21 protein-coding genes are annotated in these 25,556 nt (G+C 66.5%); 15 read left to right on the top strand and 6 right to left on the bottom strand.

The window, feature by feature from the left end:
* Positions 1-6: 6 nt before the first annotated feature.
* Positions 7-534 carry a hypothetical protein gene (locus ACJMK0_RS15870; RefSeq protein WP_405239739.1) on the top strand — a complete coding sequence of 176 codons (528 nt, stop codon included), beginning with the start codon at positions 7-9 and terminating at the stop codon, positions 532-534.
* 26 nt (positions 535-560) lie between these two features.
* Here ACJMK0_RS15870 and ACJMK0_RS15865 read toward each other — a convergent pair whose 3' ends face one another.
* Positions 561-3,077 (bottom strand): protein kinase domain-containing protein, encoded by a 2,517-nt coding sequence (locus ACJMK0_RS15865; protein ID WP_405239737.1) that lies wholly within the window; start codon positions 3,075-3,077, stop codon positions 561-563.
* Positions 3,078-3,258: 181 nt separating this feature from the next.
* On the opposite strand from ACJMK0_RS15865, the gene ACJMK0_RS15860 reads away from it, so the two are divergent.
* The 3 genes from ACJMK0_RS15860 (at position 3,259) to ACJMK0_RS15850 (ending at position 5,587) form a co-directional block, all read left to right on the top strand.
* Positions 3,259-3,645 (top strand): cupin domain-containing protein, encoded by a 387-nt coding sequence (locus ACJMK0_RS15860; RefSeq protein WP_405239735.1) that lies wholly within the window; start codon positions 3,259-3,261, stop codon positions 3,643-3,645.
* 99 nt (positions 3,646-3,744) lie between these two features.
* Positions 3,745-4,197 carry a GNAT family N-acetyltransferase gene (locus ACJMK0_RS15855; protein WP_405239733.1) on the top strand — a complete coding sequence of 151 codons (453 nt, stop codon included), beginning with the start codon at positions 3,745-3,747 and terminating at the stop codon, positions 4,195-4,197.
* A 238-nt stretch (positions 4,198-4,435) separates the two neighbouring features.
* Positions 4,436-5,587 (top strand): SGNH/GDSL hydrolase family protein, encoded by a 1,152-nt coding sequence (locus ACJMK0_RS15850; RefSeq protein WP_405239731.1) that lies wholly within the window; start codon positions 4,436-4,438, stop codon positions 5,585-5,587.
* A 76-nt stretch (positions 5,588-5,663) separates the two neighbouring features.
* Here the strand turns inward: ACJMK0_RS15850 and ACJMK0_RS15845 are convergent, their stop codons facing one another.
* Both ACJMK0_RS15845 and ACJMK0_RS15840 read right to left on the bottom strand, forming a co-directional pair.
* Positions 5,664-6,041: a VOC family protein gene (locus tag ACJMK0_RS15845; RefSeq protein WP_405239729.1), complete on the bottom strand. Its 378-nt coding sequence runs from the start codon at positions 6,039-6,041 to the stop codon at positions 5,664-5,666.
* A 51-nt stretch (positions 6,042-6,092) separates the two neighbouring features.
* The gene (locus tag ACJMK0_RS15840) at positions 6,093-7,466 is read right to left on the bottom strand and encodes a cytochrome P450 (RefSeq protein ID WP_405239727.1); all 1,374 of its coding nucleotides are present in this window, start codon (positions 7,464-7,466) and stop codon (positions 6,093-6,095) included.
* Positions 7,467-7,587: 121 nt separating this feature from the next.
* Here ACJMK0_RS15840 and ACJMK0_RS15835 point away from each other — a divergent pair, with 121 nt between their 5' ends.
* The 7 genes from ACJMK0_RS15835 (at position 7,588) to ACJMK0_RS15805 (ending at position 15,721) form a co-directional block, all read left to right on the top strand.
* Positions 7,588-8,226: a TetR/AcrR family transcriptional regulator gene (locus ACJMK0_RS15835; protein ID WP_405239725.1), complete on the top strand. Its 639-nt coding sequence runs from the start codon at positions 7,588-7,590 to the stop codon at positions 8,224-8,226.
* Positions 8,227-8,266: 40 nt separating this feature from the next.
* The gene (locus ACJMK0_RS15830) at positions 8,267-9,475 is read left to right on the top strand and encodes an acetyl-CoA C-acetyltransferase (RefSeq protein WP_405239723.1); all 1,209 of its coding nucleotides are present in this window, start codon (positions 8,267-8,269) and stop codon (positions 9,473-9,475) included.
* A gap of 5 nt (positions 9,476-9,480) precedes the next feature.
* Complete coding sequence (locus tag ACJMK0_RS15825) at positions 9,481-11,655, top strand: 3-hydroxyacyl-CoA dehydrogenase NAD-binding domain-containing protein (protein WP_405239721.1); 2,175 nt, start codon at positions 9,481-9,483, stop codon at positions 11,653-11,655.
* A gap of 12 nt (positions 11,656-11,667) precedes the next feature.
* Positions 11,668-12,462 (top strand): enoyl-CoA hydratase/isomerase family protein, encoded by a 795-nt coding sequence (locus ACJMK0_RS15820; RefSeq protein WP_405239719.1) that lies wholly within the window; start codon positions 11,668-11,670, stop codon positions 12,460-12,462.
* Positions 12,463-12,493: 31 nt separating this feature from the next.
* Positions 12,494-13,693 (top strand): acyl-CoA dehydrogenase family protein, encoded by a 1,200-nt coding sequence (locus ACJMK0_RS15815; RefSeq protein ID WP_405239717.1) that lies wholly within the window; start codon positions 12,494-12,496, stop codon positions 13,691-13,693.
* Positions 13,694-13,778: 85 nt separating this feature from the next.
* The gene (locus ACJMK0_RS15810; protein ID WP_405239716.1) at positions 13,779-14,549 is read left to right on the top strand and encodes an SDR family NAD(P)-dependent oxidoreductase; all 771 of its coding nucleotides are present in this window, start codon (positions 13,779-13,781) and stop codon (positions 14,547-14,549) included.
* Positions 14,546-15,721 (top strand): CaiB/BaiF CoA transferase family protein, encoded by a 1,176-nt coding sequence (locus tag ACJMK0_RS15805; protein WP_405239714.1) that lies wholly within the window; start codon positions 14,546-14,548, stop codon positions 15,719-15,721. Before ACJMK0_RS15810 ends, ACJMK0_RS15805 begins: the two co-directional genes overlap by 4 nt.
* A 60-nt stretch (positions 15,722-15,781) precedes the next feature.
* On the opposite strand, the gene ACJMK0_RS15800 is transcribed toward ACJMK0_RS15805, so the two are convergent.
* The 3 genes from ACJMK0_RS15800 to ACJMK0_RS15790 form a co-directional block, all read right to left on the bottom strand.
* Positions 15,782-17,032 carry a lytic murein transglycosylase gene (locus tag ACJMK0_RS15800; protein ID WP_405239712.1) on the bottom strand — a complete coding sequence of 417 codons (1,251 nt, stop codon included), beginning with the start codon at positions 17,030-17,032 and terminating at the stop codon, positions 15,782-15,784.
* 150 nt (positions 17,033-17,182) lie between these two features.
* Positions 17,183-20,446 carry a TonB-dependent receptor gene (locus ACJMK0_RS15795; protein WP_405239710.1) on the bottom strand — a complete coding sequence of 1,088 codons (3,264 nt, stop codon included), beginning with the start codon at positions 20,444-20,446 and terminating at the stop codon, positions 17,183-17,185.
* Between the two features lie 465 nt (positions 20,447-20,911).
* Positions 20,912-23,191 carry a DUF3604 domain-containing protein gene (locus tag ACJMK0_RS15790; RefSeq protein WP_405239708.1) on the bottom strand — a complete coding sequence of 760 codons (2,280 nt, stop codon included), beginning with the start codon at positions 23,189-23,191 and terminating at the stop codon, positions 20,912-20,914.
* A gap of 134 nt (positions 23,192-23,325) precedes the next feature.
* On the opposite strand from ACJMK0_RS15790, the gene ACJMK0_RS15785 reads away from it, so the two are divergent.
* The 4 genes from ACJMK0_RS15785 to ACJMK0_RS15770 all read left to right on the top strand — a co-directional run.
* Positions 23,326-24,201: an NAD(P)-dependent oxidoreductase gene (locus ACJMK0_RS15785; RefSeq protein ID WP_405239706.1), complete on the top strand. Its 876-nt coding sequence runs from the start codon at positions 23,326-23,328 to the stop codon at positions 24,199-24,201.
* A gap of 40 nt (positions 24,202-24,241) precedes the next feature.
* Positions 24,242-24,973: an urease accessory protein UreH domain-containing protein gene (locus tag ACJMK0_RS15780; protein WP_405239705.1), complete on the top strand. Its 732-nt coding sequence runs from the start codon at positions 24,242-24,244 to the stop codon at positions 24,971-24,973.
* Between the two features lie 118 nt (positions 24,974-25,091).
* On the top strand, positions 25,092-25,358 hold the full coding sequence (locus ACJMK0_RS15775) for a hypothetical protein (RefSeq protein WP_405239703.1): 267 nt from the start codon (positions 25,092-25,094) through the stop codon (positions 25,356-25,358).
* Positions 25,359-25,372: 14 nt separating this feature from the next.
* Positions 25,373-25,556 (top strand): hypothetical protein (locus ACJMK0_RS15770; protein ID WP_405239701.1); only part of this gene is annotated, 184 nt, incomplete at its 3' end.

The raw sequence follows: 25,556 nt of genomic DNA, 5'->3' as shown, positions 1-25,556 counted from the left end.
CGGGCGTTGCGGGCGCTCACCGCGGGTCCGGTTCTTGCGCTGCTGCTCATCGGCAGCATCGCCGGCGGCTGCGCGACCACCGAACGCGAGCGGGTGTATGAGGTCGATGCCCTCTGTCTTGTGAGAGTCAGTCATCTGTCGCCACCGGAGCAGCTACCCGGGGACACGGCGCCGGTGGACGTGATCGTCGTCGATGCTCATTTTCACCCCGCGGCGTCGGGTTATTTCGACGACTGGCTGGACGAAACCTACCGCTTCCGGATCCGGGGCAGACGGCTGCGGGCCGCATCGTGTCCGAAACCCGTGCTGGCGGAGGGCCATTCGGAGGCGATCGGCACGCGTATCGCCGACGATTATCTTGAGCGGGAGGTCCGCCTGCGGATTCTCGCGACCTACGATCTTCCCCGGCCGTTCCGTGGTGGACGCCACGTGGTGCGCGGCCTCCGGATTACGCCCGAGGTGGAGCGCCTCCTGGCGGAGGGCTGGCTGTACGTTGCGGAACCGGCGCCTCGGTTGGACGAAGAACAGGACTAACGCCAGCAATGGAGCGCGGCCGCGATCTAATCCACGAGGCCGGAGAGTACCGGGTGCGCTGCGGTTATCCGCCTCAGCTCCGAGCGGCGGCCCGTCGACTCGAGAAAGCCGAGATAGGATTTCGAGGCCGATAGCAGGGCGGCGTCAGCAAGTTCCGGTTTGCCGTCGATCATCGCCTCGATCCGGCCCCAGAATCTGCGGGCGGCTTCGGTATCGTCAGATGACAGAGCCTGCATGGCCGATTCGGCATACAGTCGGGACATCGAGCTGTGGGCTTCATGCCAACGGGTCTCGGCCTCTTCGTAAGCCGTCCGCAGCAATGTCGCCGCACGGTCCATATTGCCCCGCATGCGTGCCGTGGCGGCGGCTCCCAGATTGGCACTGATGCGCAGGGCGAATCGGCCACCCCCCTCCCCGAGCAGCGCGATGGCTCTCGCATACGCCGATGCCGACTCGTCCAGCCGCCCCTGGCTGCGATAGACAGTGCCCAGGTAGACCAGGGGCGAGGCAAGGCTCGGCGTGTCCTCGCCCTGTAGCGTAGTGCGTAAAGCCACCGCCCGCTCCAGATGCTCGGCTGCCGCTGCGTAGTTCCCCAACGCGGATTCGACGTTACCGATAGCCTCCAGGCCCTCGGCGAACGTCGTCGATTCCTCGCCGCGGACCCTCCGGTTGATCTCGTGGCTACGGCGATAATAGGCGAGAGCCTCATCGTAGAGAGCCTGCCATTCGTGATTGACGCCGAGATTCTGGAGGATCACGGCAGTGAAGACATGGTGTTCGCCCAGACGGGACTCCGCGATAGCCAGAGCCTCCTCGTAGTATTCTCGTGCAGCCGCGAACTCATGCTTCTCGTCATGCACGACCGCCAGCTGGCGCAGGATATCCACATGCAGAGCCGGGTTGAGTTCCATCGCTTCGTCGAATGCCAGCGCCTGCCGGAGCCAGTCGACCGCCTGATCGAAATTGCCCAGCGCTCTGTGCGCGCGCGCCAGACTCGTGGCCGTGTGCAACTTCCGCGTTCTGACCCACAGCTCTCCCCCTTCGCCATAGGCCGCCAGACGCTCCCATCGCCGCGTGTTCAGCTCCAGGGCTTCAGGATACTGGCCGCGCTCCGTGAGGATCGCGAGCATGACCGTATCCGCCTGATCGACGTCCCACGGGTCGGCGTCACCGGTCTGCGCCGATTCCCGGGCAAGAGCGACGAGTTCCTCGGCCTTGTCGATCATCCCGAACTGAAAATAAAGTCGCGCGAACTCGTTGAGCGCCGGCACGCGGACATGGGCCTCTTCGGGGACGATGTCGCCGACGCGTGCCGCCCCGCCGAGCAGCATTTCCCTGACCGTCTGCTGAGCGAGCGGTCTGCTGTCGACACCGGCGGATCTGAAAACCTCCTTGAACATCCGCAGGGTCGCTTCGGTCTGCGCCATCGCGCGGTTCGCCGCTTCCGCCTCGTCCGCTGCCACCTGTGCCTGCGCCTGCGCTTCATCGCGCGCTTTTGCGAGGTGGACCGCGTACCAGCTGCTGGAGACAGTCAATACCAAGGCGGCCGTAGCAGCGATACCCACCGGCAGTCGGTTGCGGCGGAGGAACTTTCCGACGAGATAGGTGGTGCTCCTGCCTGCCGCCTGTACCGGGAATCCCTGCAGATAGTTCTCCAGGTCGTCGCGCAGCTCTGCCGCATTCGAGTATCTGCGGTCCGCGTCGTTCCATGTGGCCTGTTCGACGATCCTGGACAGATCGCCGGGCAAGGCGTTGCGCTGCCGATGGGTCAGGCGATGCCGGTCGCGGTCGGAGGCCATCTGTATTGCCTCCGCCAGGGTCGTACCATCATCCAGCGACTCGCCGGTGATCACTTCGAATATCAGCAGGCCCAGCTGGTAGATATCGGACGCCACCTGCACGGGCTGCCCGAGCAATTGCTCGGGGCTCGCATAGCGTGGCGTCAATGGACGTTGCCGGGTCGCATCCGTCTCGCTCTCGTCGACCAGCTTGGCGATGCCGAAGTCGAGCAGCTTCACCCGGCCTTCAGCGTCGACGAGGATATTGGACGGCTTGAGGTCCCTGTGCACGATGAGCCGCGCGTGAGCGTAGGCGACGGCGTTGACGGCATCGCTCAAGAGCCTGACACGTTCCTCCACGCTCAGGCGTTCCTGCTCGCAGTAGCGGTCGACGGGCAGACCGTCGATCAACTCCATGACGATGCAGGGCCAGCCTTCCGCTGTCGTCCTCGCATCGAAGAGCTGCGAGATATTCGGATGACTCAATCCGGCGAGAACGTGCTGTTCCTGCAGGAAGCGGCTGCGGGCCTGCTCATCGATTCCGCCGACCGCGGATATTTTGATGGCTACATCGCGTTCGAAGCTGCCGTCGATGCGCCGGGCCCGGTAGACCCTGCCCATGCCGCCTTCCGCGATCAGGCTGACTATCCGATAGTCGTCAAGCTCTCGACCGATGAAGGGGTCCTGCTCTCCGGCCTGCAAATCGGAGAGCACCTTGAAAGCCCCTCCCGTTGCGAGGGGATCGTTCCGAGTCTCGTCGGTCACTGCCGACCCCTGCCAATTCGCTGCAGACCGAATTCAGCATACCCCTCCCGATAAGGCAAGTCCGGCGGTCGGAAGCGAATCTGTTGCTCCGCGGTGCGCCTCGCACTCTCGACGGCTACTCGCGTGAGTTGTTACGCTTGCAACTCTCAGGCCCGCAGGGCCCGAACACAAGGGGGGCAACATGCGAATCGCGAAACAGGACATACCCGTCAGAGTGGATGCGCCAGGCGCCACTGCGCGCCAGCAGCAGAACTTCGGCAACGCTTCCGACTGCGGCGAGATCGGCGCGGAGTACTTCTCGATGGCCGCGGGCACGGACCTCGCCGAACTGCTGCAGGGCCTCAAGGACGATGCGTGCCAGTCACCGCACTGGGGCTACCTCATCGAGGGGCAGGTCACCGTCACCTACACCGACGGCAGCGAGGAATCGGTGCGGGGCGGCGATCTGTTCTACTGGCCGGCCGGCCATTCCGTGCGCGTGGGCGAGGACGCGGAGATCATCCTCTTCAGTCCGCAGCACGAGCACACGCCGGTAATGGAACACATCAACGGGAAACTGCAGGGCTAGAAGCACGCCCGGACCGGCCGCCGGGTGCGTAGCTGACCGGTGACGGTTGCGATGGTATCCTGATCCGCGGTCCCGACCGGGACCGCCGGAGAGCGCTGCATGTTCGAATTGCTGGATCACCGGTCCGAGGAGGTCGCCTCGCAGATCCATGCGCTCTTCCGGCGTTCGTACACGGTGGAGGCGCGACTCATCGGTGCGGAGGACTTCCCGCCGTTGCGGCGCAGCGCGCAGCAGATTCGATCATCTTCCGGGGCCTTTCTCGGCGCCCGCGAAGGTTCCGATCTCGTGGCAGCGGTGGAATATGCAGTCGACGGGCCGCATCTCGATATCCGGAATCTGGCGGTGGATCCCCGCTGCTTCCGGCAGGGCCGGGGCACGCGGTTGTTGCAGGCCCTGCTCGAAAGAACCGACTGGCGCACGGCGACCGTGGAGACGGCCGCCGGGAATCTGCCGGCCGTGGCGCTCTACGAGAAGATCGGGTTCTCGGTATCCGGAAGGTGGACGACAGCAGAGGGGATCGAGAAGATCGGGCTGTCGCTAGGCCGCTCGTGAGGCATCGTCGCTCCTTGTCGCGGAGCGACCTCGGTTGCAGTCTGAACCATCACTCCCCCTGTCGACCCAGGCTTTGTCGAAGCAGTCGGGCCTCGACACGTACCTTTCGCGTTATGTTGCCAATTGCTTGTGAGGTGGTTCGCAGATATGGTTTAAAGGATTCCTTCTGACCGCCGTCGCACCGGCAGAACGTCAAGAACAAGCGTGCGAACAGAATCAAGAAAGTGGAGAGAGCGAAATGACCCGTATCAATCGGCTGGCGGGCCTGGTGGCCGCGCTGGCTATGAGTATCGCCTCGGTGCCTGCCGGGGCGACCGACATCGACAACATCGTGTTTTTCGGGGACAGCCTGTCGGACACTGGAAACGTCTGGTTTGCAACGGGCGGGTTTCCTCCGCCCCCGTACTTTCAGGGGACCAGTGGTGCGCCGCCTGAATTCACAGGTGGCCAGTGGTCCGGTCCGGGCGGGCCCTCCTGGCCGACGCTATTCGCGTCCCGGTTCGGTCTGACGGCGACGCCCTCGGTCGTCGCGGTGCCGTTCGCCAACAATTTTGCCTGGGGAGGCGCGAGGACCGGTGTTAACCCGGACCCGGCGGGTGTGCCGGGGCTGGACCAGCAGGTTGCGGCCTATGCGGCGAGCCTGGGCGGCAGCCCGCCGGCCGCCGGGACGCTCGCCTCGATCATGATCGGCGGCAACGATGTCGCCAACAACCTCGGCAACCAGGCGGCGTTTGAGGCGGGCATCACAAGCATCATCACCCAGACGACGAGACTGTACGATCTGGGTATCCGCCAGTTCCTGATTGCCAACGTACCGGATATCGGCGTAACGCCTCGCTTCCAGGAGATCGACGCGGCTCTGCCGGGGACCGCGGCGTTCGCCACGTTCTGGACGCTGCAATGGAACGCCGCCCTGGAGACGGCCCTGGAGCAGCTGAACCTGCCGGGGGCGGTGGTCGATTTCTTCGATTTCTACGCTTTCTCCAAAGACCCGGAACTGCTGGCTGTATTCGCCAATACGACCGATGCCTGTCTTACCGAGACATCGCTGTGCAGCGATCCGGCTTCGTACTTCTACTGGGATTCGTTCCATCCGTCGTCCACCAGCCATGCGTTACTGGCGGAGGGATTGGCTCAAACGTTGGTCCCGGTGCGCTTGCAGCAACTGCTGGCCGACGTCACGGGTGTTGGCCCGGGCAAGAGTCTGTCCAGCAAGGTGGCGCAGGCACAGAGAAATTTCGCGCGATCCAATAGTCAGGCCACCTGTGGCGTGCTGCGCGGCTTCATGAACCAGGTAAGAGCACAGGCCGGGAAAAAACTGACCGACGCACAGGCAACCGGGTTCACGTCGCATGCCAACACGATCAGGGAGGCGATCGGCTGCGACTGATCGGGAGGCTCGACGGACAAGGAAACCCCGGTCCCGCGCCGGGGTTTCTTTTCTGCGGAGGAGGCCCGCCGGAAACCTACCGCGACAGGTGCAGCGCGCAGATCTTGTTGCCGTCGGGGTCGCGCAGGTAGGCAAGGTACAGATCGCCCATGCCGCTCGGCCGCGGACCCGGCGGATCCTCGATGGCCGTGCCGCCGTTCGCTATCCCCGCGGCGTGGAAGGCGTCCACCTGCTCGGGGCTTTCTGCCGCAAAGCCTATCGTGCCGCCGTTGGCGCTGGTCGGCGGTTCGCCGTTGATGGGTTTGGTGATGCCGAAGGTCGCGCCCCGCGCGCGGTAGAAATAGCGGTCCTTGTCGCGGATCGGCTCGCGGACACCCAGCGCGCCGAGCACGGCGTCATAGAACTGCTTCGATCGTTCGAGGTCGCTCGCGCCGACCATCACGTGTGTGAACATCTCTGCTCCTTTGTCGAGTGCTTTGCGGTATTCGTGCTGTCCAGCGAGCGCTCAGGAGGCGACAGGCGTCAGCTGCAGCTTCAGCCCGTCCTTCGGCTTCGGGATCGGCACCTGCTGCACCCGGTATTCGTAACCGTCCGGCACGCTGCAATCGTAGGTCAGCACGAAGCGATGCAGGAAGACCTTGGCCAGGATGGCCGCGAAGTGCATGCCGAGACACTTGTGCACGCCGCCGCCGTAGGGCGCATAGGCAAACGCATGGCGCTTGTGTTCGGCGCGTTCCGGGCTGAAGCGCTCGGGGTCGAATTTCTCCGGCTCGCTCCAGATGTTCGGGTCGCGATGGGCTGCGTCCGGCGACACGGTGACCTGGCTGTTGGCCGGTATCCGGTAGCCCTCCCACTCGAACTCCTTCAGCGTGCGGCGCGGGATGTAGGGTACCGGGCCCCACATACGCATGGCTTCGCTGAAGAGCCAGTCGGTCTGCTCGAGCTTGTCCAGGTCGTCGTATTGCACCGGCCCCTCGCCGACGCTGCGGGCCTCCGCGCGCAGCCGCTCCTGCCACTCGGGATGGGCGGCGAGGGCGTAGGCGCTGGTGGTGAGCGTGCTGGTCAGCGTGTCGTGGGCCGCCATCATCAGGAAGATCATGTGGTCGATGATGTCCTGGTCGGTGAAGGACTGGCCATCGTCGGTGGTGGCGTTGCAGAGCCGCGTGAACATGTCCTTGCCGTCCGTACCGCGGCGCTCCGGTATCAGCCGTGCGAAGAAATCGGCGAGGAGTTCGCGGCCTTTCAGGCCTTTCCAGAAGCTGAGGCCGGGCACGGGAACGCGGATGATGGCGAGGCTCGCCGCCACGGTGTCGACGAAGGCCTTGTTCAGCCGATCGGCCTCCGGGCCGAGCTCGAGCCCGAGGAAGGCCACCGCGGCGTTGTCCAGGGTCAGCTGTTTGATGGCGGGGTAGAAGCGGAAGTCGCGCTCGCTCGCCCACGGCTTGATGCCCTCGGTCACCACCGTGTTCATGCTGTCCATGTAGTGCTCGAGCGCCTCGCGCTTGAACGCGGCGTTCATGATGCGGCGGTGGTAGCGGTGCTCGTCGAAGTCCATGAGCATGAGGCCGCGGGTGAAAAGCCGCCCGAGCGTATGATCCCAGCCGAGTTCGCTCGAGAAGTTCTTGTCCCGGTTCAGCAGGACCTTCTCCAGCGCGTCGGCGCCGGCCAGCGCGACGCTGGACTGCCCCGCCATTCTTGTGCGATAGACCGGCCCGTAGGTCTCGCGCATGCGCCGTGAGAGTGCGCGCGCGTCCTTCAGCAGCTCGAATCCGTGGCCGACCCAGGGCAGCCCGTCTTCCCCGGGAATATGACCGAGATCGTTGGTGGCCGGCGCCTTCTCCTGCGCCCGATGATGTATCTGTGAGGCTTCTGCGCTCATGGATGGAGACCCCCGTTTCCCGACTTGTGGCCCTGCTTGTTAGCTTGCCATGGTGCGAGTATACTCGCTTGCTTGTTGACAACAAGTAAATTCTGGCCGCATTGCCAATAAGGTTTTTCTTTTGTCCGTAAACCCCGGCGACATCGAGCACGACGCCGCGCCCCGCACCCAGGCGGAGCGCTCCGCGCAGTCCGATGCCGCGATGATCGAGGCGGCGAAAGCGCTCATCCTCGAGCGGGGCACCGAGAAGACCACGCTGCAGTTGATCGGCGAACGCGCCGGCTACAGCCGCGGGCTCGCCTCCTACCGCTTCGGCACCAAGGCGGGCCTGTTCCAGGCGGTCGGCAAATCCGTCCTGAGACACTGGATGAGTCACCTCGACCGCGCCGTGGACGGCCAGGTGGGTATCGAGGCGATGTGCTCGGCCGCCGAGGCCTACCGCCGCTTCATCGAGAAGTGGCCCGACGAGATCCGGGTGCTGCACATCCTGCTGTGCGAGGCCGCCAGTCCCCGCTCCGAGTTCCGCCAGATCGCCGACGAGAGCTACGAGCGCCAGCGCGAGGACGTCGCCGGCTGGGTGCGTCGCGGCATCGAGCACGGCACCGTGCGGTCCGATGCCGACCCGCAGAGCGAGGGCGCCCGTTACGTGGCCTACATCTCCGGCATGACCTATCTGTGGCTGATCAGCCCCGGCGCGATCGACTGGCAGAAGGTGAACGACGATTTCAAGAACCAGATACGCAACTCTCTTACCCCCTGAACGGGGCATCCCCATCAATCCAGCAACAGGAATCACGCAAATGGCAGACGCATACATCTTCGATCATGTCCGCAGCCCCCGCGGTCGCGGCAAGTCCAGCGGCTCGCTGCACCCGGTGACGCCGATCGAACTGCTGACCCAGGTGCTCGAGTCCATCCGGGACCGCAACGAACTGGACACGAGCAAGCTCGACGACGTGGTCATCGGCTGCGTCGCGCCGGTGGGCGAGCAGGGCTCCAACGTGGCCCGGGTGGCGGCGCTGAACGCCGACTACGCCGAGAACGTGCCCGGCAAGCAGCTGAACCGCTTCTGCGCCTCGGGCCTGGATGCCGTGAACACCGCGGCCTCCCAGGTCATGGCCGGCCAGGCCGATCTGGCCATCGGCGGCGGCCTGGAGAGCATGTCCCGGGTACCGATGGGCTCCGACTCCGGCGCCATGGCGGCCGATCCCCAGGTGGCCTACAAGACGTATTTCGTGCCCCAGGGCATCGGTGCCGACCTGATCGCCACCAAGTACGGGTTTTCCCGTGCCGACGTGGACGCCTACGCGGCCGAGAGCCAGAAGCGGGCGGCCAACGCCTGGGAGAAGGGCTATTTCAGGAACTCCATCGTGCCCATCAAGGACACGCTGGGCATGACCCTGCTGGACCGGGACGAGCACGTGCGGCCCGACACCACCGTCGAGGGGCTGGGCGAGCTGAAGCCGGCCTTCGTCATCCCCGGCGAGCAGGCGGGTTTCGACGCGGTGGCGCTGCAGCGTTATCCGGAAGTCGAGGCCATCAACCACGTGCACACGGGTGGTAACTCCAGCGGCATCGTCGACGGCGCCGCCGCCGTGCTGGTGGGCACGAAGGAGATGGGCGAGGCGCTGGGTCTGAAGCCCCGCGCGCGCATCCGCGGCTTCGCCTCCATCGGCACCGAGCCCACCATCATGCTGACCGGCCCGGCGCCGTCCGCCGAGAAGGTGCTGAAGCGCTGCGGCATGGACACGAAAGACATCGATCTCTTCGAGCTGAACGAGGCCTTTGCCTCGGTGGTGCTGCTGTTCATGCAGCGCCTCGGCATCGAGCACGACAAGATCAACGTGAACGGCGGCGCCATCGCCATGGGTCATCCGTTGGGCGCCACCGGCACGATGATCCTCGGCACGGTGCTCGACGAACTCGAACGCCGCGACCTGAACACCGCGCTCGTGAACCTGTGCGTTGGCGCAGGCATGGGCACAGCCACGATTATCGAGAGGGTATGAGCACGATGAACACGATTGATTTCCAGGTAGACGGCGACGGCATCGCGACGATCACCATCGACGTCAAGGACCGGCCGATGAACGTGCTGACCCCCGAGTTCATGGCCGAGCTGAAGGAGAGCATCGAGAAGGTGGCCTCCGACGACGCCATCAAGGGTGCCGTCATCACCTCCGGCAAGGATTCCTTCCTGGCCGGCGCGGACCTCAAGTCGCTGGTGAACGCTTTCGACAGCGGCGCCAGCGTCGAGGAGATGTATGCCAACAGCCGCGGGCTGCAGCAGACGCTGCGCACCATGGAGACCTGCGGCAAGCCGTTCGCGGCGGCCATCAACGGCACGGCGCTCGGCGGCGGCCTCGAGATCTGCCTCGCCACCCACTATCGCGTGGCGGCGAACAACCCGAAGGCCGTGCTCGGACTGCCCGAGGTGCAGGTGGGCCTGCTGCCCGGCGGCGGCGGCACCCAGCGCCTGCCGCGCCTGATCGGCCTGGAGGCGTCCCTGCCGCTGATGCTGCAGGGTACCCACGTGAAGCCGGAGAAGGCGGGCTCGCTCGGCATTGTCAACGAGGTGGTGGAGCCCGGCAAGGAAGTGGAAGCCGCGAAGCAGTGGATCAGGGACGTGGGCGATCCGGAGCAGCCCTGGGACAAGAAGGGCTTCAAGGTGCCCGGCGGCACCGGCCTGATGAATCCGAAGGCCATCCAGACACTGATGGTCGGGTCCGCGCTGCTGCAGAAGAACACCAACCACAATTACCCGGCGCCGATCGCCATCATGTCCTGCGTCTACGAGGGCACGGTGCTCCCGATCGACCAGGGTCTCGACATCGAGTCGAAATACTTCGTCTCGCTGCTGCGCGACCCGGTGGCGCGGAACATGACCCGCACCCTGTTCATCAACAAGGGCGCGGCTGACAAGCTGGTGCGCCGGCCCAAGGGCGTCGACAAGAGCCAGGTGAAGAAGCTGGGCGTGCTCGGCGCCGGCATGATGGGCGCGGGCATCGCGTTCGTCTCCGCGAAGGCGGGCATGGAAGTCGTCCTCCTCGACACGACGAAGGACAAGGCCGAGAAGGGCAAGGACTACTCGCGCGAACTCCTGCAGAAGCGCATCGAGCGGGGCCGGATGGACTCGGACAAGGCCGCGGACCTGCTGGAGCTGATAAAGACGACGGACGACTACGCGGACCTGGAAGGTTGCGACCTGATCATCGAGGCCGTATTCGAGGACCGCAAGATCAAGGCCGACGTCACGGCGAAGACCGAAGCGGTAATCCCGGAGAACGCCATCTTCGCCTCCAACACCTCGACGCTGCCGATCACCGGTCTCGCCGAGGCTTCGAAGCGGCCGGAGCAGTTCATCGGCATCCACTTCTTCTCGCCGGTGGACAAGATGCCGCTGGTGGAGGTGATCGTGGGCGAGAAGACCGGCGACGAGGCCATCGCCCGGTCGCTGGACTACATCCAGCAGATCAAAAAGACGCCGATCGTGGTCAACGACAGCCGCGGCTTCTACACCAGCCGCGTGTTCGGCACCTTCACCCGCGAGGGCATGTCCATGCTGGCCGAGGGGGTGAATCCGGCGCTGATCGAGAACGTCGCCAGGCAGGCCGGCATGCCGGTGGGCCCGCTGGCGGTCACCGACGAGGTGTCGCTGGAGCTCGCCTACCACGTCGGCAAGCAGACCCGGGAAGACCTGGGCGACGATTACGTGGGCACACCCGCCGACGAGGCGGTGCGCAAGTTCGTCGAGGACCTCGACCGCCGCGGCAAGCGCTTCGGCAAGGGCTTCTATGACTACCCCGAGGGCGGCAGGAAGCACCTCTGGCCGGGTCTCGCCGAGCATTTCCCGGTGGCCGACGAACAGCCCAGCGTGGAAGAGGTGAAGAAGCGCCTGCTGTATATCCAGGCGCTGGACACCGTGCGCTGCATGGACGAGGGCGTGGTCACCGACCCGGCGGACGCCGACGTCGGCTCCATCTTCGGCTGGGGTTTCCCGCCGTACACGGGCGGCACGATCTCGCTCATCGAGACGGTGGGCCTGAAGGAGTTCGTGGCCGAATGCGACCGCATGGCGGAAGCCTACGGCGAGCGCTTCAAGGTGCCGGACATGCTCCGTGAGAAGGCGGAGAAAGGCGAGACCTTCTATCCCCGCGGCGGCGCGTCCGAGACGCGCTCGGCCGCCTGAGGGGCCGCCGCGGTGAGCGACTGGGAGACGGTGGATTACGCGGCCGACGGAGCGGTCGCGACCATCTCCATCGACCGCGACGAGGTCATGAACGCCTTCAACCGGCAGCTCCGCCTGGACCTGCTGGCGGCGTTCGGCAGGGCGGTGGACGACCCGCAGATCCGGGTCATCGTCTTCACCGGCGTGGGCCGGGGCTTCTCGGCCGGCGCGGACCTCAAGGACGCGATGAGCGCCCGGGAGACGGGTAACCAGCGCATCGAGGAGCAACTGCAGCGCGAGTACCGCCCGGTGCTCGAGATCATCGGCCGCTGCGAGAAGCCGGTGATCGCCAGCATCAACGGCGCGGCGGCGGGCATCGGCCTGTCCTTCGCGCTGATGTGCGATCTCGCCATCATGTCCGACAAGGCCTTCCTGCTGGCGCCGTTCGCCAACATCGCCCTGGTGCCGGACGGCGGGGCCACCTGGCTGCTGGCAAAGCAGGTCGGCTACAAGCGGGCGTTCCAGGCCTGTGTGGAGGCCGAGCGCATACCGGCGGAGCAGTGTCTCGAGTGGGGTCTGGTCAACAAGGTGGTGCCGGCGGACGAGCTCCGCGAGGCCACCGCCGCGTGGGCGGCCTCGCTGGCGAAGCGGGCGCCGCTGTCCATGGCGGCAACGAAGCGGGCCATGCGCCATGCCATGGCAGGCACCTGGGGCAGCACGTTCGACGTGGAGGCGAGCCTGCAGGACGCACTCATCCTGAGCGACGACAACACCGAGGGGGTCACTGCCTTCTTCGAGAAACGGGAACCGGAATTCAAGGGCCGCTGAGCGGGCCGACGGCATCAACGAGGTACAAGTCATGGAAAGAAAGCTGTTCGACGAAGAGCACGAGATATTCAGGGATTCGGTCCGCACCTTCCTGAAGAACGAGATCCAGCCCCACTCGGACCGCTGGCAGGAACAGGGCATCGTGGACCGCGAGGCGTTCCTGAAGGCCGGCGAGCAGGGCCTGCTGCTGATGTGGGCCGACGAGAAGTACGGCGGCGCCGGCATGAAGGATTTCCGCTACGAGCAGATCTTCATCGAGGAGATGGCCCGCTACGGCGATCCGGGTTTCTTCGCCACGCTCCACAGCCGGCTCGTCGGACCCTACATCGGCGAACTGGGCACCGAGGAGCAGAAGGAGCGCTGGCTGCCGAAGTGCGTGAGCGGCGAGAGCATCCTGGCCATTGCCATGACCGAGCCGGGCGCCGGCAGCGACGTGGCCGGCATGCGCACCAAGGCCGAGGACAAGGGCGACCACTGGCTGCTGAACGGTTCCAAGACGTACATCTCCAACGGCATCAACGCCGACCTCGTGGTGGTGGCGGCGCGCACCGTGCCGGATTCCACCCACGGTCTCGGGCTGTTCGTGATCGAGCGGGACATGGAGGGCTTCGAGCGCGGCCGCAACCTGAAGAAGATGGGGCTGAAGTCCCAGGACACCGCCGAGCTGTTCTTCAACAACGTGAAGGTGCCGAAGGAGAACGTGCTGGGCGAGCCCACGAAGGGCTTCTACTATCTGATGCAGTTCCTCGCCGAGGAGCGGCTGCTGGGCGCCGCCGGGTATCTGGCTTCCGCCCAGGCGGCCTTCGACATCACCATGGACTACATCACCGAGCGCAAGGCCTTCGGGCGGCGCATCGCCGATTTCCAGAACTCGCGTTTCGCCATGGCGGACATGCGCATGGAACTCGACATAGCGCAGGTGTACGTCGACCGCTGCGTGGAGGAGCACAACGAGGGCAAGCTGACCGCCGAGGTGGCGGCCCGCGCCAAGCTGTTCACCAGCGAGCTGGAAGGCCGCGTGATGGACCAGTGCGTGCAGCTGCACGGCGGCGCCGGCTACATGGACGAGTACGTGATCTCGCGCATGTATACCAATGCGCGCATCTCGCGCATCTACGCGGGGTCTTCGGAGATCATGCGCGAGATCATCGCGCGCTCCATCGGCCTGGATCCGCGGCAGAGGAAGCCGAAGTCGGTGGAAGAGGCGAAGGCCAAGGCCAGCGCGGCCTGATCTCGCCGTGCGATAACGATGGCAGGACGCCCGCCCCTCGTGGCGGGCGTCTTTGCTTTGGGGATTGGCTAAGGAGGGGAAGAGCATGGATCTCGCCAACAAGACGGCGATCGTGACGGGCGGTGCGTCGGGCCTGGGCAATGCCACGTGCCGGGAGCTCGTGGAGCATGGCGCCAATGTCATGATCCTGGACATCAATGAAGACGCCGCGAAGCAGGCGGCGGCCGAGCTGGGTGAGCGGGCGGACTACGTGGCGACGGACGTCACCAGCGAAGTGTCGGTGCAGGGCGCGCTCGAGAAGACCATGGACCGTTTCCGGGCCCTGCACGTCTGCGTGAACTGCGCGGGCGGCGGGCCGCCGGGCAAGACGCTCGGCAGGGACGGGCCGCTGGCGCTGGAGCGCTACGCCTCGGTGGTGAACCTGAATCTCGTCGGCACCTTCAACGTGCTGCGGCTCGCCGCCGAGCAGATGGCGCGCAACGAGCCGGAAGGCGAGGCGGGCGAGCGGGGCGTGATCATCAACACGGCGTCGGTGGCGGCCTACGACGGGCAGATCGGGCAGGCGGCCTACAGTTCCAGCAAGGCGGGCATCTGCGGCCTGACGCTGCCGGTGGCGCGCGACCTCGCGCCGCTCGGCATCCGCGTGATGACCATCGCGCCCGGGATCATGAACACGCCGCTGCTGCAGGCGCTGGACGACAAGGTGAAACAGCCGCTGATCGAGATGGTGCAGTTCCCGAAACGGCTCGGGCTGCCCGCGGAGTTCGGCATGCTCGCCCGGCACATCGTCGAGAACGCCTACCTGAACGGCGAGGTGATCCGGCTCGACGGCGCCATCCGCATGCAGCCGCGATGAGCGGGTCGGGGCGTGGCGGCCCGCTGGCGGGCCTGAAGATCATCGAGATCGCCGGCATCGGCCCGGGGCCGTTCTGCGGCATGATGCTGGCCGACATGGGGGCGGCGGTGATCCGCGTGGAGCGCAAGTCCGCGCCGGGCGGCGCCCGGCCGCTGCCGGACCCGCTCACCCGCAGCCGCCGGTCGATCGCGCTGGATCTGAAGTCGCCGGAGGGTGCTGCGGTGGTGCTGCGGCTGGTGCGGGATGCGGATGCGCTGTTCGAGGGGTTCCGGCCGGGGGTGGCCGAGCGGCTCGGGATCGGGCCCGACGAATGCCTGGCTGCGAACCCGAAGCTGGTGTACGGGCGCATGACCGGCTGGGGCCAGGACGGACCGCTGGCGCATGCCGCCGGGCACGACATCAACTACATCGCCCTGTCCGGCGCGCTGCACGCCATCGGCCGCCGGGGCGAGAAGCCGGTGCCGCCGCTGAACCTGGTCGGCGATTTCGGCGGCGGGGGCATGCTGCTCGCTTTCGGGATGGTCTGCGCGCTGCTGGAGGCGCAGAAGAGCGGCAAGGGCCAGGTGGTGGATGCCGCCATGGTGGACGGGTCGCTGTCGCTCATGGCCATGTTCTTCGGCTTCCGGGCCATGGGGCTGTTCGACGGCGGCACCGGCACGCACTTTCTCTCCGGCGCGTCGCATTTCTATGATACCTACGAGACGAAGGACCGCCGGCACGTGGCCATCGGCTCGATTGAGCCCCGGTTCTATCAGCTGTTGATCGAGAAGGCGGGGCTGGATGCGGAGGCCTTCGGGCCGGGCGTGTTCAGCGGACGGACGGATGCGGAGGCGGTAGCCCAGTGGGATCGGCTGGGCGAGCGGCTGGCGGAGGTATTCCGGACGAAGACCCGGGACGAGTGGTGCGAGATCATGGAAGGCACGGACGTCTGCTTCGCGCCGGTGCTGGAGCTCGGCGAGGTCGGGGCGCATCCGCACAATGCGGCCAGGCGCAATGTCGTCGAGGTGGACGGCGTGCCCCAGAATGCGCCGGCGCCCCGGTTCAGCCGCACGCCGCCGGGCGATCCGGTCGGCCCGCCGCCGGCGGGTCGGGACACCGACGCCGTACTCGGGGAGTTCGGCTTCGCGGAGGACGAGATTGCCACCCTGCGCGAGCGGGGCGTCCTGAGCTGATTCGGCGGGGGTTGGACGCCGTCGCCGCGGGGGCGGCGGCAACAAGTTGCAAAAGTTGGATTAGTTCGGTCCGGCACCCAAAGTGGTGATCAGGTCCTCGTCTACGTGGCCGTCGGCTACCAGGCCGCGGTCGCGCTGGTACGCGGAGACCGCGCGGCGGGTGGCCGGGCCCACGATGCCGTCCGGCTTGCCGGGGTCGTAGCCCAGCGCGGCCAGCGCAACCTGCAGTCCTTCGACGTCTGCGCGCCGGAGCGGGCCGGCATCCTCGGGCAGGCCGCTCACCAGCGGGCCGCCGCCGGCGATGCGGTCGGCCAGTCGGCCGACTGCCAGCGCGTAGGATTCCGAGCGGTTCCAGCCCATGATGACGTCGAAGTTCTCGTAGACGACGAACGCCGGCCCTTCGTGGCCGGCGGGCACCAGCACGGCGGAGCGGAGGTCCAGCCGGGGCAGGGGCCGGCCCCAGGCGTCGGTGACCCCCATGTCCACCCATTCGGCCAGCGGTCGGCGCTGGTCGCGCCCGGCCAGGGAGTAGTCGAAGCCCTCCGGAAGGCGTATCTCTCTGCCCCAGCGCAGTTCGGGCTGCCAGCCGAGGGCCTGCAGGAAGTTGCCCGCGGACAGGATGGCGTCTTCGGTGCTGTGCCAGAGATCGCGACGGCCGTCGCCGTCGGCGTCGATGGCGTGGCGCAGGAAGACCGACGGCAGGAACTGGAAGTTGCCCATGGCGCCGGCCCAGGAGCCCACCATGCGCTCGGGCTCGATATCCCCCGCGTCGACGATGCGCAGCGCGGCGAGCAGTTCCTCCGTGAAGAACGGCCCGCGGCGAGCGTCGCAGGCAAGTGTCGCCAGGGCGTCCGGCACGGGAATGTTGCCGTAGTAGCTGCCGAAGTTCGTCTCCAGGCCCCAGAAAGCCACAAGGTAGTGTGCCGGCACGCCGTAGCGGCGCTGGGCCATCATCAGCGTGTCCCGGTGGCGCTCCAGCATCTCGCGCCCCCGCCGCACCCGTTCTTCGGTGACCCGCCGGCCGTAGTAGTCCGCGAAGCTGCGGGTGAATTCGGGCTGACCCCGGTCCAGTTCGATGACGCGCTCCAGCGGCTGTGCCTTGCCCAGCACGTCCCGGATGACCGGCTCGCTGATGCCGGCCTGGCGTGCGCGGTCGCCGATGCGCTCCAGGCAGGTGGCGAAGGCGGACTCGTCCGTTGCGCCCTGCGCGCCGGCGGCGAGCAGCAGCCCGAATGCCGCGGCCGCGGCGAACGCCCGATGGCGTGGCCCCTTGGCCTGGGATGCTCCTCCGTGAGCCGATGTCTTCGTCATGATCGATGCGGTCCCTGCGTTGCCCGGTCCCCGAGGGTAATGGAAGCGCCGCCGGCTGCCCAGATGACCGTGCAAAAAAGAAGGGCGGCCCGTGGGCCGCCCTTCGGTTTGCAGCGATGCTGCGGTTGTCGAGCGTGAGTCGCTCCGGTATCAGTCGCCGCCGAACTTGATGTCGACGCCGATGCGGGCTTCCCACAGGCTGCGGTTGATGTAGGTCCGCTCGATGGAGCGGTCGCTGAACTCCTCGAACACGAAGCGTCCCTGAGCGTCCACGCTGGCGTCGACGATCTCCGGAGTGAAGAACTGAGCGTCCACGATCTCGCCCCACTCGTCGTTCAGCAGGTTGCCGAGGTTGTAGACCTTGAGATACGCACGACCCCGGAAGCCGGCCGGCAGCGAGATGTCCTGGCTGACACGCAGGTCGAAGCGGGTGCTCCAGCCCGTGTTGTAGCCGTTACGCTCGGTGAAGCCGGGGGCGAGGCCCTTGTCGGCGACCCAGGCGAAGAACGCCTCCTGGTCGAAGTCCGGACCGAACACCACGTTCGGATCCGCCGGTCCCGCCGGGATGTAGAGCAGGTGGCGGCCGAAGAAGCCGTCGCCTTCCAGGTCGCCGGAGTTCATCGCGTAGCTCTGCGGCTGACCCTTGTTCACGAAGCCGTACAGCGTGACCTCGGTGAGGTTGTCGCCGAAGAAGGCCCTCGCGTAGTTCAGGCGCAGGGTGTAGCGCTGCGGCACGACGTAGTTCGAATTCGCCGCCTCGGGATTGTTGATATCCAGCAGGGCGGTGTTGTCGAAGTTCGACGCCGCCACGGCGGAGGTCATCGGACTCACGTCCTCGGCCTCGGTCCAGGCATAGCCGAACAGCACGTCCAGACCCCAGTCGAAGTCCTTGCGGAACACCACGGAGACGGTATTGCTGATCGGGTTCTCGTCCGAGTTCGTCAGCATGAAGTTGTCCCGACCGGTGGTGTAGTCGTAGATCGGGGTGCCGGCACGCGTCTGGCCGACCACACTCTGCGACAGATCCACGTAGTAGGCCGGATCATTACCCCGCGTGTGCAGGAAGTCGAAGTCCATCTGGATGTCATACCAGGGCGTGTCCCAGGTACCGCCGAAGGCCCACTTCCACTCGCTGGGCTGATCGTACTCGGGGTCGATCAGGACCAGGAAGGAGTCGTTGGCATCGGCCGCGGAGACCGCCAGCACGTCGTCCACCAGCGACTGGGGTACGTCGAAGCCGGGCCGTCCCTCGCCGGACAGCGGCGTGAAGCCGTCAGAGCCCGGGATCACGCTCAGCGCGCCGCCGAAGTTATTCAGCTGGAACTGGGCGTTGGTCAGGCCGTCGTTACTCCAGGCGTTGGAGATCCAGACGTTCGGGTTGCCGCCGGAGTACAGGCCGACACCGCCGCGCAGGGTCAGGTCGTTACGCACCTCCCAGTTGAAACCGAGACGCGGCATGATCAGATCCAGACCGTCGATGTTGGCGTCGTTGCGGATGCCGTTGGCCTCGAAGAAGGTCTGGTTGAAGCGCGGACGGTCGTCACTGGTGAACCACTCGTAGCGCAGGCCGGCCGTGACCGTCAGACCCCATTCGTCGAAGAAGATCTCGTCCTGCAGGTACAGCGAGTTGAGCACGTTGCTGAAGTTCGCCCCCGCATCGGCCGCGACATTGGTGCCGCCGCCGCTGCCGTAATAGATACGGCTCGGGCGGCCCAGCTCGAATCGGTCCATGCCGGAAAGGTCGCAGTCGGCGTTGTCGAAGCGCTCCTGGGCGGTCAGCGCGGCGCAGAACGCCGGGTTGTCGCCGGAATCGTCGAAGAAGTCGTACTCGCCGCCGTTGGAGTGCTGGACGAAGAGGTTGAAGATCTCCAGTTCCTCCCGGTCGTAGCCGGCGGTGATCACGTGGTCGCCGATGAAATAGTTACCGGCGATACGCAGATAGCTCGACTCCGTGTTCAGCTGGTTGGCCTGACGGGAGTCGTCTGCACCCAGATAGACGGTGCCGTCACGGCCGCCGATGCTGATCTGCATGTCGGCGAAGTCCTTCGGACCCACCGTCACCTGCGAGTCGTTCATCTCGCTGGCGCTGTAGAAGATCTCGGTGGAGAAGTTGTCCGTCCACTGGGACCACAGCTTGGCGGTGTAGGTCTCGAACTCCGCACCCTTGACGTAGAAGTGGTTCGAGAACTCGAACTCGTCGTCGTCGCCGTCGGAATCGCGGTCCTGGAAGCCGTCGAAGTAGTTGTAGATAACGGCCGCGTTGTGGCGGTCGTTGATGTTCCAGTCGAGCCGCACCATGTACTTCTCGGCCTCCTGGATGCCGTCGCTCGGCTGGCCGCCCGGATCATAGCCGTAGACGTTCTGGGCGATGTCGACGATGCGGTTGTAGTCCGTCTCGCTCAGCCAGGGACGCTCTTCACCGTTACCGGAACCGGCGAAGCCGCGCGCCAGGAAGCGGGGCTCCTCGGACTCCTCGTAGGCGGCGAAGATGAACAGCTTGTCCTTGATGATCGGGCCGCCGAGATCGAAGCCCATGTAGGTCTTGTCGTAGCTCGGGCGGCTGTAGTCGTTGGGATCATTCGCAACGGTGTCGCCGCGCAGGTCGTTGTTGGAGAACTCGTAGAAGGCGCCCACCTGCCACTCGTTCGTGCCCGACTTGGTGACCGCGTTGATGTTACAGGCGGAAAAGCCGCCGTAGGTCACGTCGAAGGGAGCGAGCTCGACCGCGATCTGCTCGATGGAATCGTAGGGGAAGGGCATGCCCGTCGCCGTCGCGTAGCCGTTCTCGTTCAGGCCGAAGCGGTCGGTCTGGCTGATGCCGTCCAGCGTGATGTTGTTGAAGCGCGGGTGTTTGCCGGCGCAGTTCACGCCGAAGCCGTCTTCGTCGTTGTCGATCATGATGCGCGGATCGATGCCGTAGACCTCGGAGATGTCACGGCTGAACGACACGGCACTCTCCAGGTCGGCCACGTTGAAGGTGGCGGCCGGCCCCGACGCGACGTCCACGAACTGCAGCGCCTGGCCCATCACCACGATCTCTTCCATCTCGGCTTCCGACCGAAGCGCGACCGTGAGTGAGTAGGTATCACCGAGGCTGATGCTGGACACCTCGGTGGACTGGCCGCGGACCGCGATCTCGTACGGGCCGCCGGGCAGGAGCCGGGTGGCCAGGAACAGGCCGTTGGCGTCGGTGGTCAGGGTGCGCGAGACGCCGCTGCGCAGGTCCTCGATGGTGACGGCCTCACCCGCGACCGGCGCGCCGGTCTCGTCGACGACCTTGCCGCGGATGTTCGAGGTGGTTTCTTGTGCGAATCCCGCAACAGGGACCATGACGATGAGTAGGGCAGCGACCCAGGCACGGACGATGTTGCGCCACAGCCATGGGACCCTGCTAGGCGAGTCGATATTTAGCATCACTACTGTCTCCGATCTTGGGGTTCTTGCGCCCCTGTTTATGTAGAGCCGCGGGATTCTAGGGTAAGAATGTGAAGGTTTGATTGCTCCGGAACAGGCCCGGCCCCCACACAGGCGCGCACGGCGCCGCCGGACCAGGCTGCGCCAAATCTAGCGCACTGAAAATGCAGCCGCAATAAAGGGTTTACACGATACCGGAGGGTCCCGCAGCCGTGCCGGCGAGCGCTCGACGGCACGAGCTGGAAACGCTGTCACAATCCCGTCACAAGGAATTGTTTCTAGGAGATTTCAGCGGTAACCGACCGCACGTGCCGTGGCGCGGCCGCGGAAGCCCGTGCGGCCACGGGCAGGCTTGTAGCGTCGCCGCGACGAGTGGAGGAAGGGCCAACCGGCAGCCGGTCCGCGCAGAATGCTGTGGTGTCCAGGCAACAAACGGTCAGGTTACGCCGCGGGCGGGGCGGGCGCTCAGCCGCCCCAGTCGACGAAGATCGGCGACGACCACGCCCGTTCCTCGTTCATGGCCAGGCAGTCGTCGTCGGGCGGCGTGCGGTCGTCCGCGTAGCACAGGTTGACCGCGATGCAGCGCCCGTCCTCGTCGTACTCGCAGCGTACGCCGCCGGCGTTGACCGCCGGGCTCGGCGACTCTATAGCACGTGCGTAGTACAGGGCGTCCCGTGCCATGCCCGGATACTCTTCGTCCGTGAACGTGGCGGTGCAGCCGGCGGGGTCCGGGATGCACTCGTGCACCTTCCAGGGATCCTGAATGAGCGGCTCCACGGCCTCGCCGGGTTCCTGCTGGGGCAGGATGCGCACGATCTCTATGCGCGTGATCAGCTTGCGCTCGTCGGAGGGGTTGTAGCACTCGCCGCGGCACATGGCCTCCAGCCGCTCCGGCGTGAGCGCGTTGGTGGCGAAGTCGGGGCAGCCCGGCTTCTGTTTGAAGGCGCCGACGGCGCGCACGCGGAAGACCGGCGGCGCGGTCATCTCGGTCTCGGCACCCATCGGCAGCTCGCTGCCGTCGCCTTGCAGCAGGTCGAACCAGAGCAGGATGCGGTCGCCGCTGGTGCCGTAGACCTCCCGGCGCTCCATGGCGTCCCAGATCGCGTTGCGGTCCCGGCCGCCGGCGTGGGCGGCGATGAGGCCGCCGGTCATGAAGAACGACGCCTGGCGCTCGGATTCCGCCAGCCGGAACGGCTGCAGGTCCACCGTCTGCACCGGCGAGTCCGTCTCGAGCAGGTTGTCCGGCACCTCGAAGCGCCCCTCGAAGTCGACGGCCCGGGAATAGGGCAGGGGTTCGCCGGCCGGCGGGCCGAATATCGAACGCACCTGCTCGTCGCGCCCGCCGGTGGGGTCCGCCATACCCGCGCGGAAGAACTCCTTGTAGCCGGTGCCCGGCCGGGCACGGTGGTTGTCACTGGAGGCCATGAAGCCGAAACGGAACCGGCGCGGCGCCTCCGGGTCGTCGAAGTTGGTCAGCGCCATGATGTACTGCACGGCGCCGCCGGGACGGTAGTTGAACGAGGGCAGGTAGCAGTCGGTGCACTGGCCGGCATCCAGCCAGTCGGCGCCGGTCTCGCCGCCCACCACGAGGTGACCGCCGATGCCCGTATTCACGTAGTCCTGGCGGGCCATGGCCGCGCGCTCCTCGCAGAGCTCCGCGCTCTCGCCGGCCTCCAGGCAGCGGGACTCGATGATCTGGCCGGCCCGCCAGCATGAGGGCAGATAACCTTCCACCGGTTCCGGGCAGTACGGCCTGCCCTGGTCGTCGAAACGGATCGCCCGCCAGGGCCGGTATTCCTCGGAATTGCCGTGGCCGGAGAAGACCTCGATCAGCGACTGCAGCTCCGGGTCGTGCATGTCGCCTTCGAGCTGCTTGTCCCAGTCGGAGCCTGCGGGTGTATAGAAGCCCCAGGTGGTGCCGTGGGGGATGACCATGGCTTCGTGGCCCTGGGCGCGCAGCCGCTCGAACAGCTCCGCCGGGGTCTCGGCGCTCTCCCGGCAGTCGGCCGGCAGCTCCGTGGTGGGCACGTCCATGGGGCAGTCGTCGGCGCTGCGCAGCTCCTCGACGTAGCGGGCGAAGTCAAGCATGCGCTTGGAGGGCTCCAGGGCAATGAGGTAGGCGCGGGCCGTCACCGAGATGCCGCCCAGTGCCTCGCGGGCGACGCCGCCGGAGTTGATCGGCCGGGGCGGAATCCTGTCGTCCTCGAGGTCGCGGAGGATCACGTTCTTGTGGCCGTAATGGTTGTCCGGCGTGCTGCCCACCTGGGTCCATTCCCAGCCGAGGAACGACACCGTGTCGGGCGCCGGTCCGCTGCCGGCGACCGCGTTGCACTGGCGGATGGATTCGACCGTCTCCTGCCAGCGCCGCGGGGTGGAGGCCTCTGCGTGATCGTTGATGGACCAGAAGTCCAGCGCCGAGCAGTAGCGGGCGAAGTCGCAGGCGTCGGCGAGCGGCTTGGTTCCCTCGCCGTTCATCAGGGGCAGACTGCTCAGGAAGGCGTCGAAGGAGAGCGTGGTGTGCACGTGCAGGTCGCCGAACAGGATCTGCTTGTCGGTCGGGGCGCCGGCGGACTCCATGGCCTCGGCCTGGCGTGCGATGCGTTCCTCGACGGCCTCCGGCGGCACGCGCTGGTCGGTGATGATGCCCGGCCCCTCGTGTTCGCCGAGCCAGCCCTTGCCCGCCGCGAACAGCAGGCCCAGCGCGGCGGCCATCACGACGACGACGGCGATCAGGAATCTCTTCATTATGTCCCCCACTGCCTGATCCGGTTGCAGGTCCCGACATTAGGGCCTCGTGTCCCGTCCGGCAAGTCCACGATTGCTGGCGGTAGTGTCCGCAAGTAGTGTGAGGCCGTGTCTCACTGCCGGGGCGGGCCGCGATGAGAATCGCTTTCATTGGATTGGGCGTCATGGGCTTCCCCATGGCCGGCCATCTGTCGCGGGCGGGTCACGACGTCACCGTCTACAACCGCACGGCCGACAAGGCCCGCCGCTGGTGCGAGACACACACCGGCCGCTCGGCTGCGACGCCGGCCGAGGCCGCCCGGGGCACCGAGATAGCCTTCACCTGCGTCGGCAACGACGACGACGTCCGCGCCGTGGTACTGGGCGATGACGGCGTACTGGCCGGATTGGGCGGCGGCGGCACCCTGATCGACCACACCACCGCGTCCGCCGCGCTTGCCCTGGAACTGGCCGCGGCGGCGGCCGATGCGGGTGCCGCGTTCCTCGATGCGCCGGTCTCCGGCGGTCAGGCCGGGGCCGAGCACGGCACGCTGACGGTCATGGCGGGCGGGGAGCCGGCCGTCTACGAGCGGGCGGAGCCGGTGATCGACATCTACGCGCGGCGCTGTCGGCTGATGGGTCCCGCCGGGTCCGGCCAGCTCACGAAGATGGTCAACCAGATCTGCATCGCCGGGCTGCTGCAGGGCCTGGCGGAGGGGCTGGATTTCGCCCGCCGCGCCGGCCTGGACGGCCGCGCCGTGGTGGAGGCCATCAGCCAGGGCGCCGCCCAGTCCTGGCAGATGGACAACCGTCACGAGACGATGCTGGACGGCGAGTTCGATTTCGGCTTCGCGGTCGAGTGGATGCGCAAGGATCTCGGCATCGCGCTGGACGAGGCCCGCCGAAATGGCGCCTCGCTGCCGGTGGCCGCCCTGGTGGATCAGTTCTACGCCGAGGTCGAGGCCATGGGCGGGCGGCGCTGGGACACCTCGAGCCTGATCGCGAGACTGGCAGACACGACGGAAGCTTAGGCATACAATGATTCCTATCGCCCGGGAGGGGTGAATCATCATGGACTGGTTTACACCGGAGATCGCGGCACTGGCCGCAACCGCCGCCACCATCGGCGTCCTCCACACCATCCTCGGGCCCGATCATTACCTGCCCTTCGTGATGCTCTCGCGGGCGCGCGGCTGGTCCGCGCGACGCACCAGCCTGATTACCCTGGTCTGCGGCCTCGGCCACGTCATGGGCTCGGTGTTGATCGGCCTGGTCGGCGTCGCGCTGGGGCTCGCCCTGACCCAGCTGGAATGGGTGGAGGGCGTGCGCGGCAACCTGGCCGCCTGGGCGCTGGTGGTCTTCGGGCTGCTGTACATGATCTGGGGCGTGCGCCACGCCTGGCGCAACCGGCCGCACACTCACTGGCACACGCATGCGGACGGCACCCAGCACCTGCACGAGCATCGGCATGCGAGTGAGCACGCCCACGTGCACGCGGAGGCCGGCAGGACGCTCACCCCGCTGGCGCTGTTCATCGTCTTCGTGCTCGGCCCCTGCGAAGCGCTGATACCCGTGCTCATGTACCCCGCCGCGCAGCAGAATTATGCCGGGCTCGTACTGGTCACCGGCGTCTTCGGTGCCGCTACGCTCATCACCATGGTGGGCGCGGTGCTGGTGGGTCTGTGGGGGCTGAAGACCGTCGGCGAGAAGCTCGGCCTGCGGCGCTTCACCCATTGGTCCCATGCCGTCTCGGGCGGCGCCATCGGATTGTGCGGCGCAGCCATCATCGGCCTCGGCCTGTGACAAGACCCGTCAGAGGCTGGTAAAAGGAGACCTGGGGGCAGGGAGCCCGGCGCCGGTCCGGCATGCTGTGCCCGGCCCGCGGCGGCCGCTGCGAATCACTGAGCGATCCGGAGTAGTCATGACATTCAGGAACACTCGCATCGAGCGCGAACTGCCGAAGGAAGTTCGTGAGTGGCTCGAAGAAGAAGTGGCGGAACAGGACGAACGCTACCGAAAAATCGTCGCGGAGATGGAAGCCCTCGATCCCACGCGGGACCAGTGGTACGAGGAATTCTTCCAGCGCATACAGGAGTACGGCTTCAACGTGGACGGCGATCAGCGCATGAAGATCCCCGAGCACGACCTGCCGGTCAAGCCGGACCGCAAGCACAAAGTCGTCTACTGAGCCGGGAGAGCGCCATGACCAGACCGCATATCGAACCGTTCTGCGACCGCGACGTCCATTTCAAGAACATGCCGCTCCCGGGCTTCGGCAGCGGCTACCGTTACAAGATGCTGAGCCTGGACCCGGAGATCGGTTCCTGCACGATGACCGTGCAGCTCGACTCCGGTTATCGCCAGCCCCCCGGCTTCAGCTACTCCG

It is taken from the genome of Lentisalinibacter orientalis (assembly GCF_040706535.1).
Lineage (GTDB): Bacteria > Pseudomonadota > Gammaproteobacteria > Steroidobacterales > Woeseiaceae > Lentisalinibacter > Lentisalinibacter orientalis.
This window is presented reverse-complemented; position numbering and strand designations above follow the sequence as displayed.